General features: G+C 68.3%; 14 protein-coding genes. 10 read left to right on the plus strand and 4 right to left on the minus strand.

Features of this window, described 5'->3' with window-relative positions; translation table 11 throughout:
• The 4 genes from ASD42_RS00820 to ASD42_RS00835 are packed head-to-tail and all read left to right on the plus strand — an operon-like array spanning window position 1 to window position 3,612.
• On the plus strand, window positions 1-1,431 hold the full coding sequence (locus ASD42_RS00820; protein WP_056815078.1) for an aldehyde dehydrogenase family protein: 1,431 nt from the start codon (window positions 1-3) through the stop codon (window positions 1,429-1,431).
• Window positions 1,432-1,439: 8 nt separating this feature from the next.
• Complete coding sequence (locus tag ASD42_RS00825; RefSeq protein WP_056809168.1) at window positions 1,440-2,267, plus strand: TauD/TfdA dioxygenase family protein; 828 nt, start codon at window positions 1,440-1,442, stop codon at window positions 2,265-2,267.
• Window positions 2,264-3,007, plus strand: coding sequence for a 3-oxoacyl-ACP reductase FabG (fabG, locus tag ASD42_RS00830; RefSeq protein WP_056809170.1), 744 nt, complete (start codon window positions 2,264-2,266; stop codon window positions 3,005-3,007). The genes ASD42_RS00825 and fabG overlap by 4 nt, the downstream gene beginning before the upstream one ends.
• Window positions 3,004-3,612, plus strand: a complete 609-nt coding sequence (locus tag ASD42_RS00835; protein ID WP_056809172.1) for a carboxymuconolactone decarboxylase family protein — start codon at window positions 3,004-3,006, stop codon at window positions 3,610-3,612. The genes fabG and ASD42_RS00835 overlap by 4 nt, the downstream gene beginning before the upstream one ends.
• A gap of 7 nt (window positions 3,613-3,619) precedes the next feature.
• Here the strand turns inward: ASD42_RS00835 and ASD42_RS00840 are convergent, their stop codons facing one another.
• The gene (locus ASD42_RS00840; RefSeq protein WP_082843938.1) at window positions 3,620-4,339 is read right to left on the minus strand and encodes an enoyl-CoA hydratase/isomerase family protein; all 720 of its coding nucleotides are present in this window, start codon (window positions 4,337-4,339) and stop codon (window positions 3,620-3,622) included.
• Between the two features lie 90 nt (window positions 4,340-4,429).
• On the opposite strand from ASD42_RS00840, the gene ASD42_RS00845 reads away from it, so the two are divergent.
• From ASD42_RS00845 to ASD42_RS00860, 4 genes are read left to right on the plus strand one after another with little or no spacing between them, the layout of a single operon-like run.
• Window positions 4,430-5,974, plus strand: a complete 1,545-nt coding sequence (locus ASD42_RS00845) for an AMP-binding protein (RefSeq protein ID WP_056809174.1) — start codon at window positions 4,430-4,432, stop codon at window positions 5,972-5,974.
• On the plus strand, window positions 5,971-7,014 hold the full coding sequence (locus ASD42_RS00850) for an enoyl-CoA hydratase/isomerase family protein (RefSeq protein ID WP_056809176.1): 1,044 nt from the start codon (window positions 5,971-5,973) through the stop codon (window positions 7,012-7,014). Before ASD42_RS00845 ends, ASD42_RS00850 begins: the two co-directional genes overlap by 4 nt.
• Window position 7,015: 1 nt before the next feature.
• The gene (locus ASD42_RS00855; RefSeq protein ID WP_056809179.1) at window positions 7,016-8,317 is read left to right on the plus strand and encodes a CoA transferase; all 1,302 of its coding nucleotides are present in this window, start codon (window positions 7,016-7,018) and stop codon (window positions 8,315-8,317) included.
• Window positions 8,317-9,696 (plus strand): amidohydrolase family protein, encoded by a 1,380-nt coding sequence (locus tag ASD42_RS00860; RefSeq protein WP_056809181.1) that lies wholly within the window; start codon window positions 8,317-8,319, stop codon window positions 9,694-9,696. Before ASD42_RS00855 ends, ASD42_RS00860 begins: the two co-directional genes overlap by 1 nt.
• Here the strand turns inward: ASD42_RS00860 and ASD42_RS00865 are convergent.
• Together ASD42_RS00865 and ASD42_RS00870 are read right to left on the minus strand one after the other, a co-directional pair.
• Window positions 9,687-10,865 carry a thiolase C-terminal domain-containing protein gene (locus ASD42_RS00865; protein WP_056809183.1) on the minus strand — a complete coding sequence of 393 codons (1,179 nt, stop codon included), beginning with the start codon at window positions 10,863-10,865 and terminating at the stop codon, window positions 9,687-9,689. The two genes, ASD42_RS00860 and ASD42_RS00865, sit on opposite strands and share 10 nt — an antisense overlap.
• Complete coding sequence (locus ASD42_RS00870) at window positions 10,862-12,052, minus strand: Zn-ribbon domain-containing OB-fold protein (RefSeq protein ID WP_056809185.1); 1,191 nt, start codon at window positions 12,050-12,052, stop codon at window positions 10,862-10,864. The genes ASD42_RS00865 and ASD42_RS00870 overlap by 4 nt, the downstream gene beginning before the upstream one ends.
• A gap of 223 nt (window positions 12,053-12,275) precedes the next feature.
• On the opposite strand from ASD42_RS00870, the gene ASD42_RS00875 reads away from it, so the two are divergent.
• Both ASD42_RS00875 and ASD42_RS00880 read left to right on the plus strand, forming a co-directional pair.
• Window positions 12,276-12,476, plus strand: a complete 201-nt coding sequence (locus tag ASD42_RS00875) for a hypothetical protein (protein ID WP_056809187.1) — start codon at window positions 12,276-12,278, stop codon at window positions 12,474-12,476.
• Entirely contained in the window at window positions 12,473-13,366 is an 894-nt protein-coding gene (locus ASD42_RS00880) for an alpha/beta fold hydrolase (protein ID WP_056809188.1), read from the plus strand. The genes ASD42_RS00875 and ASD42_RS00880 overlap by 4 nt, the downstream gene beginning before the upstream one ends.
• Window positions 13,367-13,429: 63 nt before the next feature.
• On the opposite strand, the gene ASD42_RS00885 is transcribed toward ASD42_RS00880, so the two are convergent.
• Window positions 13,430-14,578 carry an acyl-CoA dehydrogenase family protein gene (locus ASD42_RS00885; RefSeq protein WP_056809190.1) on the minus strand — a complete coding sequence of 383 codons (1,149 nt, stop codon included), beginning with the start codon at window positions 14,576-14,578 and terminating at the stop codon, window positions 13,430-13,432.

Genomic DNA, 14,578 nt, shown 5'->3' on the forward strand with positions numbered 1-14,578 from the left:
ATGCGTGAATATCTGACGTTCTATATCGACGGACAGTGGATCGACCCCGCCGAGCCGCGCACCATGGATGTGGTGAACCCGGCCACCGAACAGGTGTGCGGCACCGTGGCCGTCGGCACGGCGGCAGATGTGGACCGTGCGGTCGCCGCCGCGCGCGCCGCCTTCCCCGGCTGGTCGAGCACCGATCCCGCGCAACGGATCGCGCTGTTGCGCGCCGTCCTCGCCGAATATCAGAAGCGCGCCCCCGACCTCGGGGCGGCGCTGATCGAGGAATTGGGGGCACCGGCCGCCCTGGCCAACGGATTCCAGGTGGATCTGGGGGCGGGCCAGCTGAGCACCGCGATCGAGATCCTCGAACGGTTCCGCTTCGACGAACAGCGCGGCGCCTCACTGATCGTCAAGGAGCCGATCGGGGTGTGCGCGCTGATCACCCCCTGGAATTGGCCGCTGAACCTGATCGCGGTGAAGGTGTTCCCGGCGCTGGCCACCGGCTGCACGATGGTGCTCAAGCCCTCGGAACTGGCACCGTTCACGGGGCAGATCTTTGCCGAGATCCTCGATGCCGCAGGCGTTCCCGCCGGGGTGTTCAATCTGGTGCAGGGCGACGGCCTCGCCGTCGGCGTGCCGCTGACGAGTCATCCCGACGTCGACATGGTCTCCTTCACCGGGTCGGTCAGGGCGGGCATCGACATCGCGCGCAACGCGGCGGCCGGGGTCAAACGGGTCACCCAGGAGCTCGGCGGCAAGAGCCCCAACATCATTCTCGACGACGACGCCTTCGCCGAGAACGTCGGCAAGGGCGTGGTGAGCATGATGCTCAACTCGGGCCAGACCTGTAGCGCGCCCTCGCGCATGCTGGTGCCGCATGCACGGATGGCCGAGGCGATCGAGGTCGCCCGTGGCGCGGCCGAGGGGGTCACCGTCGGTGATCCGCTGGGCGATTTCGCCATCGGCCCCGTGGTGTCGGGCGCGCAGTTCGACAAGATCCAGGCGCTGATACAGAAGGGTATCGGCGAAGGCGCGACACTGGTGGCAGGCGGGCCGGGGCGGCCGGAGGGCCTGAGCACCGGCTACTTCGTGCGGCCCACGGTCTTCGCCGAGGTCACCAACGACATGACCATCGCCCGCGAGGAGATCTTCGGGCCGGTTCTGACGATCCTGGGCTACGACGATCTCGATCACGCCGTCGACATCGCCAACGACACCGACTACGGGCTGGCCGGCTTCGTCGCAGGCACCGACCTGGCGCGGGCGCGTGCGGTGGCCCGCCGGATCAGAGCGGGGTCGGTCTCGATCAACGACGGGTTCGACTTCGAGGTCCCCTTCGGCGGCTACAAGAAGAGCGGCAACGGTCGCGAATGGGGCGAATTCGGCTTCCACGACTACCTCGAGATCAAGGGCGTACTCGGGTACGCACCGCCGGAAGAATGAGGAGCGCGATGCCAACCCTTGCCACGAAGAAGCTGAGCGACACGGTCGGCGTCGAAGTGCTCGACGCCGACATCAACCGGCTGTTGACCGACCCCGATATCCCCGCGGCGTGCATGGCGGCGCTCGAAGAGCACGGCGTCCTGCTGTTTCGCGAACTGCACATCGGCGACGAGGCGCAGGCGGCGTTCGGGCGCCGCCTGGGCGAGCTGGTGCAGTTCCCGCTCTACGCGAATCCCGATGTCATGCAGATCAGTTTCGACCCGGACAATCCGAATGCCGAGTACTTCGCCAGCAACGATTTCTGGCACCTGGACGGGGCGCTGGACGCCATCCCGGCGAAGGCGTCGATGCTCAGTGCCCACGTGATCGCCACCGAGGGCGGCGAAACGGAGTTCGCCAGCACCTACGCCGCTTACGACACTCTCTCCGACACCGAGAAGCGGGATTTCGCCGGACTGCGGGTGGTCCATACCTTCGAGGCCATCCAGCGACTGACCTACCCGGAACCCACCGCGGAACAGCTGAGCGAGTGGGCCTCGCGGACCGTCCGCGAACATCCGCTGGTGTGGGAGCACGAAACAGGGCGTCGCTCACTGGTTTTCGGAGCGACCGCTTCGCACGTTCTCGGCATGGACACCGCAGCGGGCCGATCGTTGCTGGCCGAACTCCAGGAGCGAGCCACGGCCCCGGATCGTGTGCTGCGCCATGCCTGGTCGGTCGGCGACCTGGTGATCTGGGACAACCGCGGCCTGGTCCACCGGGCCTGCGCCTTCGACCGGCGCGAACCTCGCCGGATGCACCGCACCACCCTGCGGGGCGAGGAGGCGATCAAATGAGTTCTCGCACTGCCGTTGTCACCGGCGGCGCCTCCGGGATCGGCGGTGCGATCAGCACCCGGCTGGCCGCGGACGGCGCGCTCGTCGCCATCTTCGACATCGATGGTGCCGCGGCCGAGGCGGCAGCGGCGGAGATCGAGAACGCCGGGGGCAAGGCCATCGGCCTGACCGTCGATGTCACCGACCGCACGGCCATCGATGCCGGTCTCGCCGAAGTACGCGCCCGCCTCGGCCGCCCGACGGTGTTGGTGAACAGCGCCGGACTGACCCTCGACGGCCCGTTCCTCGACATCACCGCGGCGGCCTGGAGCCGGGCCCTGGCGATCAATCTCACCGGGACGTTCGACTGCTGTCAGGCGGTGATCCCGGACATGATCGAGCAGGGCTGGGGCCGCATCGTCAACATCTCGTCGTCGAGTATCCACAGTGGCGCAGCCGGTTTGGCGGGCTATGTCTCGGCGAAGTCGGGCGTGGTCGGCCTCACCAAGGTATTGGCGCTCGAATTCGCCAAGCGGGGGATCACGGTGAACACCATCCCGCCGGGATTCATCGACACACCGATGCTGCGCCGAACGGAGGAGCGCGGGTTCATCGACGTCGACGCCCAGATCGCGCGCACCCCGGTCGGCCGGATCGGCACTCCCGCCGATGTCGCCGCCACCTGCGCGTTCCTGGTCAGCGAAGAAGCAGGCTATCTCACCGGCCAGGTCATCGGCGTCAACGGCGGGCGCAACACATGACCGCGACGGACGATCCCGCGCAGCCACGCATCTCGCCTCTTCCGACGGCGGAATGGTCCACCGAGATGACTACCTTCCTGGCCGGATTCCGCAGCGCCGCCGCCACCGGGGCCGAGCCGTCCGGCGGCCGCCAGACCGGCGCCAATCTCCTGGGCACCTTGGCCAGGTACCCGGCGCTGGCGAAACCGTTCTTGACCTTCACCGGCCATTTCCTGTCCGGCTCCACTCTCACGGCCCGGCAGCGGGAGCTGCTCGTGCTCCGGGTGGCGGCGGTCCGGCGTTGCGGCTACGAGTGGGCACAGCACGTGATCCTGGCCGCGGGCGCGGGTCTGGGACCCGAGGAGATCACCCGGATCCCGGAGGGCCCGGCCGCACCGGGGTGGTCGGCGACCGATCGGCGGTTGCTCACCGCCGTCGACGAACTGCTCGCCGACGGCGTGGTGCGCGACGACACCTGGAACGCCCTGGCGACCGAGTTCGACGAACACCAGCTGATGGATCTGGTGTTCGTCGTCGGCACGTACACGATGCTCGCGATGGCCCTGAACTCGTTCGCGGTGCCCGCCGAGGCGGCGCTTGTTCCGTTTCTGCCCGCCGACGGGTGATCGCGGGCTAAGTGGTGCGGCGGGTGAGCACCGCGTCGGCGGCGACCCAGTGCTCATCGGCCACCCACAACCGCGCGAAGGCGTCGACGGCCTCCTGCGCCGACACCCCGGCGACGACTCGCTTGATCTCGCCGGCCTGCGCGGTCGCCAGCGAACGGGCCGCCGCACGCCAGCCCGCCTCGAAATCGGCCCGTGGCAGTACCCGGTCCACCAGCCCGAGTCGCTCGGCCTCGGCCACCTCGAGAATGGTCCCTGCACCCGCGAGCAGCAATGCCCGACTCTTGCCGACCAGGGCGGCGAGCCGCTCGGCCCCACCCCAGGCGGGCATGATCGCCAGGGCGGACTGGTTGAATCCGATCTTGATGTCGTCGGCCGCGATCCGGATGTCCGCGGCGACAGCGACTTCGGCACCGCCGCCGAGCGCATGCCCGTTCAGCGCGGCGATCACCGGGGCGGGGAAATTCGCCAGCCGGTCGCAGATCGACCGCATCCGCCACGCCATCGCGGCGGCTTGTTCCTCGGTGCGCAGCGCGCTCAGTTCTTTCAGGTCGCCGCCGGAGACGAACGCGCGGTCACCGGCCCCTCGAATGACCAGGGCGCGCGCGCCTTTCGCCTTGTCGAGCGCGTCGTCGAGCTCGTCCATGGTGCTCGGCGCGATGGCGTTGCGGGCCTGTGGTCGATCGATCGTGACGACCGCGACACCCTCATCCAACTCGAGGTCGACCATCTGAGATTCTCCCATCGCGAGATTGTCATTCTTGATTTCAGAGAATAACATCATCGCCGCAGGACCTCGGATCGGGCATTGGAGTCTCACGTGCGCAGCATTCCCGCCGACTTGATCGAGCATTACCGAACACAGGGGTGGTGGACCGGCGAACCGATCGGCGAGTTGCTCACGCGCGGTCTGGCCGCCGCACCGGACACCGAGTTCCGGGTGCACTCGGCCGAGCGTCCCTGGTCGGGCACCTTCGGCGAGGTCGAGCATCGGGCTCGGCGTCTCGCCGCCGGCCTGCGTGCTCGCGGAGTCGGTCCCGGCGACGTCGTGGCGTTCCAACTGCCCAACTGGATGGAGGCCGCGGCGACCTTCTGGGCCTCGGCCTTCCTCGGCGCTGTGGTGGTGCCCATCGTGCACTTCTACGGCCGCAAGGAACTCACCTACATTCTCGAGGCGACCGCGCCACGGGTGTTCATCACGGCCGACAGGTTCGGGCGCCTGGAGTACCAGGCCGATCTCTGCGCCGACATCCCGATCGTCGGCGTCGTGGGACGCGACTTCGACGAGCTGCTCGCCGATGACCCGATGCCCGGGTTCCTGGCGACCGATCCGGCGGGCCCCGCGCTGATCGCCTTCACCTCGGGGACCACCAGCGCACCCAAAGGCGTGGTGCACAGCCACGAGACCCTCGGTCACGAAACCCGGCAGCTGGCCGCCTGGTACCCGCCCGAACGCGGTAAACAACTCACCGCGGCCCCCGTCGGGCACTTCATCGGCATGGTCAACGCCTTCCTGATTCCGGTGCTGGACGGGTCACCGGTGAATCTGACCGATGTATGGGATCCGAAGCTCGTCCTGGCGCTGATGCGCAGCGACGGACTCACCGTCGGCGGCGGCGCGACGTACTTCGTCACCAGCCTGCTCGATCATCCCGATTTCTCCGACGCGCATCTGCCCCGGATGAAGTACGCGGGCCTGGGTGGGTCATCGGTGCCCGCGGCGGTCACGCGCCGGCTCGACGATCTCGGCATCACGGTCTTCCGCTCCTACGGCAGCACCGAACACCCCTCGATCACCGGGTCACGGGTCACCGCCGCATCGGACAAACGCCTGTTCACCGACGGCAACGTCCTACCCGGCGTGGAGATCCGATTGGCCGAGGACGGCGAAATCCTCAGTCGCGGACCGGAATTGTGCCTCGGCTACACCGACGACGCCCTGACCGCCGCGGCCTTCGACGCCGACGGCTGGTACCACACCGGCGATATCGGCGAACTCGACGCGGACGGATACCTCACCATCACCGATCGCAAGGCCGACATCATCATTCGCGGCGGCGAGAACATCAGCGCCCTCGAGGTCGAGGAGATCTTGCTGACCATGCCCGGGATCGCGGAGGCGGTCGTCGTCGCCGCGCCCGACGCCCGCCTCGGCGAACACGCCGCCGCCGTAGTGCGGCTGCGCACAGGCCACCTGCTGCCGACCATCGACGAGATGCGGGCACATTTCGACCGGGCCGGTGTCGCCAAACAGAAGTGGCCCGAGGAGTTGCACCAGGTCGAGGACTTCCCACGGACCGCGAGCGGCAAGGTGCAGAAGTTCCACGTCCGACGCACCCTCGCCGACCGGCAGCCCAGTCGATGATCGATCCGCTGCTGGACGACGGGCTCGCGCTCTCGGATTCAGGAGCGCCTACCAGGCCGCTCGTCGTGCTCGAGCTCGACGACCTCGGCGCCGCGTCCCCCGAGTCGGTGCTGGCGACGGCCGCTCGAATCCGGGAGTCGACGTCGCTCGTCGTCGGGGTTCTGCGGCGACCACCTTCCGTGACCATCGGGCCCGTCCTGGCCGCCACCACGCTGACCTTGACCGACCGTCCGACCTCGGCCCTCCGTTCGGAGGTGGTCTGCGTGGCGAACATCGATGCCGCCCTTGCGTCATTGCGTGCCGCTGTCGCTCGATCGCCGCGGGCCGCGCTCGTCTGCGGCCATCTGCTTCGCGCGAGAATCGAACGCGACACCACGCCCGCGCTGGCCGCCGAGGCCGCGGCCTACTCGATGCTGCTCGCCGGCCCCGAATTCGCTCGATGGCTCGTCGAGCGCGGACCCGCCGAGCCCGCACCCGCTACCGATCGCCCTCTGGTTCGACTGCGGCGCAGCGCGGACCACTTGTCGATCGTGCTGGATCACCCGCAGCGTCGCAATGCGCTGGGCACGCGGCTTCGGGAGGAACTTCTCGCCGCCGCGCAGGTGGCAGTCGCGGACCCGAGCATCGCGACGGTCGAACTCAGTGGCGAGGGCCCCGTGTTCTGCAGCGGTGGTGATCTGGCCGAATTCGGCTCGGCGACAGACATAGTCGCCGCCTATCTGGTGCGACTCGATCACGCACCGTGGCGGGCGCTCGATCGGATCGCCGACCGTCTCGTCGTCCGCGCCAACGGCCCGTGCATCGGTGCGGGTGCCGAAATCGCCGCCTTCGCGAAAACGGTCACCGCGACCCCGGAAACGTCCTTCTGTTTCCCCGAGGTGCGGATGGGCTTGATACCCGGCGCGGGCGGCACCGTCAGCGTGCCGCGGCGGATCGGGCGCTGGCGCGCCGCATGGCTGATGCTGACCGAACAGCGACTCGATGCCTCTACGGCACTGAACTGGGGCCTGATCGATCAGGTGGCCGATGCGGAGCGCTGACGTGCGATCAGATCCCCAGGCGGACAACCGAACACCACACGCGGTGGTGGACGAGTGGATCCGCACCCTGACCACCCACACCGTCCCCGACGACTTTCCCGCCGCCGTGGACTGCCCGATACTGGCCTGGGCGGGTTCCGGTGCGATGGCGCTGACCGGCCACGATGCCGCACCGGTCCTGTCCCCCGCACCCGCCTACAGCCTGCTGCGCGCAGCGCTGCGCGCGCTGTCGTGGATCACCGACGACCTCGGCGACCGCGTCGACCTCGACCCGGCGGTCGCGTTGACCGGCAGGGCTCGGCGAGCGGGACTGCGGCGAGCGGGGCGCAGGTCGACGAACGGCACGAGCAGGCTGCTTCGTACCACCGACGGCTGGTGTGCCCTGACGCTGAGCCGCCCCGACGACATCGACGCCGTCCCCGCGATTCTCGGTGGGATCGTGGACGGAGATCCGTGGACCGCGCTCGAGGCGGCAGCAGCACGGTCGTCGGCGGCCGACCTGGTGCAACGAGCGCAACTGCTCGGCGTTCCGGCATCTGTGCTCACCATGCCGCGAAAAGTGCTGCCATGGCGCGTTTCTCGCATCGCCGAACCGGTCGCCGCGCGATCGCTGCGTGGTCTCGTCGTCGTCGATCTGTCATCGATGTGGGCGGGTCCGCTGTGCGCGCGAATACTCGGTCTGGCCGGAGCGCGGGTGATCAAGGTGGAGGGTGCGCACCGGCCCGACGGCGCCCGCGTCGGTGATCCCCGGTTCTTCGACTGGCTGCACGCCGGACATGAATTCCGCACCATCGACTTCCGCTCCGAGGCGGGCCGAAAAGCCTTGGGAGAACTGCTCGATTCAGCCGACATCGTGCTCGAGGCGTCCCGCCCACGGGCGTTGGCTCAACTCGGCCTCGCACCCGAGGACCGCCCGCACCGCGACGGGCAGATCTGGTTGAGCCTCACCGGCTACGGCCGATCCGAACCGATGCGGGTGGCCTTCGGTGACGACGCCGCGGTAGCGGGCGGCCTGGTCGGGCGCCACGAGGGCGAGCCGGTCTTCTGCGCTGACGCGATCGCCGATCCGCTCTCGGGTGTCTGCGCTGCGCTGGCGGTGGCCTGCGCACGCCACAGCGGTGGTGGCGTGCTGATCGACCTGTCCATGCAAGCCACGGCGGCGGCTTTCGCGGCCGCGCCGCCGATCACGCACGGACCTCATTCGGTCCGCGGACACGGCGACGAGTGGATCGTGGAATGCGCACCGACACAACGACGCAGCACCGTCGCCGCACCCGCGCCACTGTGGCCGGGTGATGCCTGATGCTCATCCGACGAGCTCGGATATTCGGGACCGAACACACCGATGTTCGGTGGCACGGTAGGTCGATCACCCAATGTGGAACCGGGCTACGACCGCTTCCCGGCGAGGACGACATCGACGCGGACGGCGGGTGGCTGCTGCCCGGCCTGCACGACCACCATGTGCACCTGCGTTCCCTGGCCGCGTCCGCCGATTCACTCCAGCTCGACCCCCTGGCGATCCGCACCGTCGACGATCTGGCGGCTCGGCTGCGGCAGGCGGACGCGACATTGCCGAAGGGAGTGTGGATCCGCGGCGTCGGCTACCACGAGTCGGCAGCTGGGGAGTTGGACCGGTGGGCACTCGATCGCTTGATCCCGGGGCGGCCGGTCCGTATACAACACCGCTCCGGTGCCCTCTGGACGCTCAATTCGCCTGCCTGCGCGGCGGTAGAGCTGGAGCGCTGCACACAGCCAGGGGTGGAACGCGACCTAGACGGCCGGGTCAACGGCCGACTCTGGCGGATGGATGCCTGGCTCGGTGCCCAGATCGCCACCCGGCCCGTCGATCTCACCACGGTCAGCGCGCGCGCTGCGGCACTGGGGATCACCGGCGTCACCGACGCTACCCCCGGCCTGCGGCAAACCGATATCGACGATTTCGCCCGTGATGTGGCCAGTGGCCGCATTCAGCAACGAGTTCATTGCATGGCACCGCCCGCCATCACCGCCCCGGGGATCCTGCGGTTCTCCCTGGGGCCGACCAAGATTCTGCTCGACGACACGGCCCTGCCGACCCTCGATCAGTTCATCGCTCGCATCCGCGAGATCCACGCCGCGGACCGATCGGTGGCCGTGCACTGTGTGACCAGGGTCCAACTGATTCTGACGATGACCGCCCTCGACGCCGCGGGCGTACGTCTCGGCGATCGCATCGAGCACGGTGCGATCATCCCGGTCGAGGCGATGGCGTGGTTGCGTACGAACCGGGTACCGGTAGTGACCCAGCCACATTTCCTGGTCGAACGAGGCGACCAGTACCGACGGGAGGTGCCCGTCGAGGACCGTCCGGATCTGTGGCGGCTCGGGTCCCTGCTGGAGGCGAGGGTGGGTGTGGCCGCGGGCACCGACGCCCCGTTCGGCGGCGCGGACCCGTGGCGGCTCGTCCACGCCGCCGTCGACCGGGATTCGGGTCGCGATGTGGCCGAGCGCCTTTCACTTCGATCGGCGGTGAGCCTGTTCATCGGCCGACCCGAACGGCCGGCCGCGCCGCGCACCATCGCACCCGGCGAAGTCGCCGATCTGACGCTGTTGGCGGTGGCACCCGAGGACGTGACCGCGATCCTGCCCAACCCACCGATCGCGGCCACCGTCGTCGACGGACGAATCATCTACGGCTGAGAGGCGCCTCGAGCGTCCGGCCCGGCCAGGATCGTCACAGCCGCCACCGCGGTGGGACCACCGATGGAGTGCGCCAAGCCGATTCGCGCCCCATCGACCTGGTTCACCGCGTCGCCGCGCAACTGCTCGAACAGCTCGACGCACTGAGCGACGCCGGTGGCGCCCGGCGGGTGCCCCTTCGACTTCAAGCCGCCGCTGGGATTCACCGGTAGTGCGCCGCCGACGCTGGTGACTCCCGCTTCGACGAGCTTGTGGGCCTCGAACCGGTCGGCGAACCCGAGATCCTCGTAGCTCATCAGCTCGATGCCGGTGAAGAAGTCGTGCACCTCGGCGACATCGATGTCCGACGGCGTCAACCCAGCCATCCCGAAAGCCTGCTTGGCCGCGCGGACCGTGGCGGGGAAAGTCGTCATGTCCCGCTTGTGCTGGTGCATCACCGAATCCATGCCGAGGCCCACCCCGCGAATCCACACCGGGCGGTCGGTGTAGCGATCCACCACGTCTTCGGCGGCCAGCACGAGAGCTGCCGCTCCGTCGCTCTGCGGCGCGCAATCGTAGAGTCCGAACGGGGTGACCACCGTCGGGGCCGCGAGGGCTTCCTCGATACTGATCTCGAAGCGCAACCGCGCCTTGAGATTTCGAACACCGTGCTTGTGATTCTTCACCGCGACCATGGCCATGTGTTCGCGGGTGGCAGGCGATTCGTGCAGGTACCTGGCCACGTGCAGTGCGAACCCGGCAGGGGCGACCAGCCCGAGCGGGTAGTCCCAGGCCATGTCGCGGGTCATCGCCTCCCATTCCCACAGCATGTCCTTGGACGCCGACTCGCGCAGCTTGTCCGCGCCGACCACCAGGGCGACGTCGATGGCGCCGGAGGCGATGCCGAGCAGGGCGTTGCGGACCGCGTCGTGCCCAGTGGCACAGGCGTTTTCGACGCGGGTCACCGGAATGTCGGGCAGGCCGAGGGTGTCGGCGAGAATGCCGGAGGCGAACCCGTCGGCGGTCCCGAGCTCGCCGAACCAGGCGGCCTGGATATCGGACTTGCGCAAGCCCTTGTCGATGCTGCGCGCGCAGTCGGCGAAGGCCATCGGCACCAGATCTTTGATACCGAGCGCGAAATGCTCGGCGAAGGGCGTCATTCCGGCGCCGACGATGGCAACTCTTCTCATGCTGCCGACTCCTGTCGTTCGAGGGTTTCCGGTTCGAAGGCGTAGCCGTAGTCCGGCACTCCGGACCGCACAGCCACCCGCCGCAGCACCATGCGGCCGCGGTCGCCGATGGCCACCGAACCCGGTTCGGCGCTGGTCACCTTCACCAGCGCGCGCACACCGACCTCGTCCAGTTCGACGATGACCAGCGAATACGGCGTCTTCAGCCCCGGCACCGGCACATGCACCGTCACCGACGTGTAAACGACGGCGGTCCGGGGCAACGGCACCAGGGTGTAGTCGGTGCGCAGCGCACCGTCGTCGTCGACCCGATATCGGGGCGGGAAATCCAGTTCGTCGGTGTCGGCGTGCCGACCGGCGGCCCAGCGCACTTTCGCCTCGAAGGCGCGCTCGTAGGCGGCCAGGGAGATCGGGATGTCGGCACCGGGCACGAACGTGGCCAGGGGTTTGCCGCGCGGCTCCGGTTCCTGTCGATGCACCGGCACCAGGCCCGCCGCGACCGTGACAGCGGACAGACTCCCCTGCTCCACGCCGACCAGCGGGCCCGCCTGGCCCGCATCCACCATCGCCGCCAAGGCGAACAATCCAGAACTCGCGCCCAACGTCGGCAGCGGCGGCGGGGTACCGACACACAGATCGGCGGCCTGTTCGTGATCGACGCCTGCCACCGCGACGGGGGTGTCGAGCCAGGACGCGGCCAGTGACCCGAGTAGTCCACGTTCACGCAACAGTCGGGGGTCGCCGTAGTCGTGCACTACGCCGGTGGCATAGCGAGCCCGGACCGGCAGGCTCCGTGCGACGCGCGCCACGGTCCGCACCTGTAACCCCCGTTCGCCCGTGACCGCGGCGGCCGCACCAGCTGGATCGAGGTCGACGCCGATCACCAGAGTCCGCGGCCGCGCCGAACCGAGGGCGTCCAGGGTGGCGGGTGCGCCGCCGAGGCGCTCGGTCACCTCGAGTTCGGAATCCAAGCCGAGTCCCGCCAGCAGCACCGCGGCATTGCCGCCTTCCAGCAGCGGGAGATCCCGGCTGACCAGCACGACGTGTTCCACCCCGGACCCGGCGGCGATCGCGGCCCGACCCGCCTCGACCGCGAGCGTGATCGCGTCCTCGTCGTCACCGGGTACGCGCTTTTCGGCGGTACCCCAGCACGGCAGATAGGTACCGACCGAAGCGATCAACGGCATCGTGCTCTCCCGACCTAGATGGTAATCTCATTCTCATATTAGAGAATGTATTCTAATCGCACGGCCGATTCGACCACAATGCGGTGCCGAAGCCCGACACTACAGCAGCTTCAAGGAAGCGGAAATGCCCTCTTCCGGCAAGCCTAACCGCATGTAGATGACCCCTCTTGCGGGAAAATTCGTTGCGAGAGTAAGGTTCTCCCATATTGAATGGAGAGTCTCCTTGATCGAGATGCATCCCCCATCGCCATCGCCGACCAACGGCAACGCCACCGTCGCACAGCGCCTGCGCGCGAGCTTCTTCCATTACGCCAAGGCGGTACTGCCCGACATGACGATCGCCGCCTGCGCCGTACTGGTCTCGGCGGAGGCCGGCCATCTCACCGTCGTGCCCACCCTCTGCGAAAGTGACCCGAAGCTATGACCAGTACCGGGTCCGATCTGGTGCGGCTACCGCACGACGTCCCGATCAGCTCCCACACCGTCGATATCGACGGTGTCCCGATGTCGGCGCTGCTGGCCGAGGCCGCCGATCCTCGTGCGGTCATCATCGCGGTGCACGGGGGCGTGACCACCTCCGCCTACTTCGACTGCCCCGGCCATCCCCGACTGTCGCTGCTGCGGACCGCACCCGCGCTCGGGTTCACCGTGCTCGCGATCGACCGCCCCGGCTACGGCAGTTCGGCACCGCACGCGAGGGAAATCGCGCCGGCCACCCGACGCGTCGACCTCGCCTATGCCGTCGTGGAGCGGATACTCGGGACGCGGCCCCGCGGCGCGGGGCTGTTCGTCCTCGCGCATTCGGCCGGGTGCGAGTTGGCTGTACGCATGGCCGCCGACGAGCGCGGCGCGACGTTGCTCGGTATCGAACTGGCGGGAACCGGCCGAGAACACCATCCCGATGCCATCAGTAGCCTGACGGCAGGGGGACCCGGTCGAGGCGACCGCCTGCGCGAACTGCTCTGGCAGCCCAGCCATCTGTATCCCACCGAGATCTTCGGCGGTGCGGCGATCGCGTCACCCGGCCCCGCCTATGAGGCCACCGTGATGCCGCGGTGGGCGACGCACGATTTCGCGCGCCTCGCCGCGAACGTCAGCGTTCCGGTCCAGTTCACCGTGGGCGCCTACGAGAGGGTATGGCGCACCGACCCGATCGCGCTGGGTGAGGTCGCCGCCCTGTTCACGTCCGCGCCGCGCGTAGTGCTCAACGAGCAAGCCGACAGCGGCCACAACCTGAGCATGGGGCACTCGGCGACCGCGTATCACCTCAAGGTCATGTCCTTCATCGAGGAATGTGTGATCGCGCGCCGGTGACATTCAAGGTCAGCGGGATCTGCCCCACGGCAACGGTGGTCGTGGGGCAGTTCCGCTCATCCCTTACAGACCGAGGGATTTGGCGATGATCACCTTCATGACCTCGCTGGTTCCGGCGTAGATGCGGGCCACCCGCGCATCGGTGTAGAGCCGTGTGATCGGGTACTCGGTCATATAGCCGTAGCCACCGAACAGTTGCAGGCAGCGGTCGACCACCCGGCCTTGCATTTCGGTGGTGAACAATTTGACGCGGGCGGCGTCGGGGCCGGACAGTTCGCCCGCCACCAGATCGAGAACGGCACGATCCACCATGGTCTGCGCGGCCTCGAGTTCCGCCGACATCGCGGCGAGTTCGAACTTGGTGTTCTGAAAGGACGAGACCGGTTTCCCGAAGGCCTTGCGCTCTTTGACATAGTCGATCGTCGCGGTGATCGCGGCCCGCGCCTGGGCGACCGAGCCGACGGCGACCGTCATCCGTTCCTGCGACAGATTGTTGCCGAGGTAGCCGAAAGCCGCGCCCTCGGCCCCGAGTCGATTCGCCGCGGGGATTCGAACCTGGTCGAACGACAACTCGACGGTGTCCTGCACCTTGCAGCCCATCTTGTCCAAAACCCGCCCGCGCTCGAATCCGGGCATGCCGTCCTCGACCACCAGCAGTGTCAGACCCGCGCGCCGGTTGTCCGGGTCGGTCGAGGTCCGTGCCACCACGATCACCAAGTCGGCGAGCAGGCCGCCGGTGATGAAAGTCTTCGCGCCACTGAGCAGATAGTCGTCGCCGTCGCGAACGGCAGAGGTGCGCATTCCGGCCAGATCGGAGCCGGTGCCCGGTTCGGTCATCGCGATGGCGGTGAGCAACGCACCGTTCGCGAGGCCGGGAAACCAGCGTTCGCGTTGCTGCTCGTCGGCGTATTCCAGGAAGTAGGGCAGGATGACGTCGAGTTGGGTGCGCACCGTGCTCAGGGTCACCAACGCGCGGGCCGCTTCCTCCTGCAGGACGGCGTTGTAGCGATAGTCCCGCAGCCCCGCTCCCCCGTACTCCGACGGGATCGCGACGCCGAGAATACCGAGCGCACCGAGCTTTTCGAAGATCTCTCGCGGCATCTGCCCGGCCTTTTCCCACTCGGCGTAGTGGGGTGCGATCTCCTTCTCGATGAATTCCCTCGCCAGCCCGCGGAAAGCTTCGTGGTCCTCGGTGTAGATGTCTCGGCGCAC

Source organism: Nocardia sp. Root136, from assembly GCF_001427185.1.
Lineage (GTDB): Bacteria > Actinomycetota > Actinomycetes > Mycobacteriales > Mycobacteriaceae > Nocardia > Nocardia salmonicida.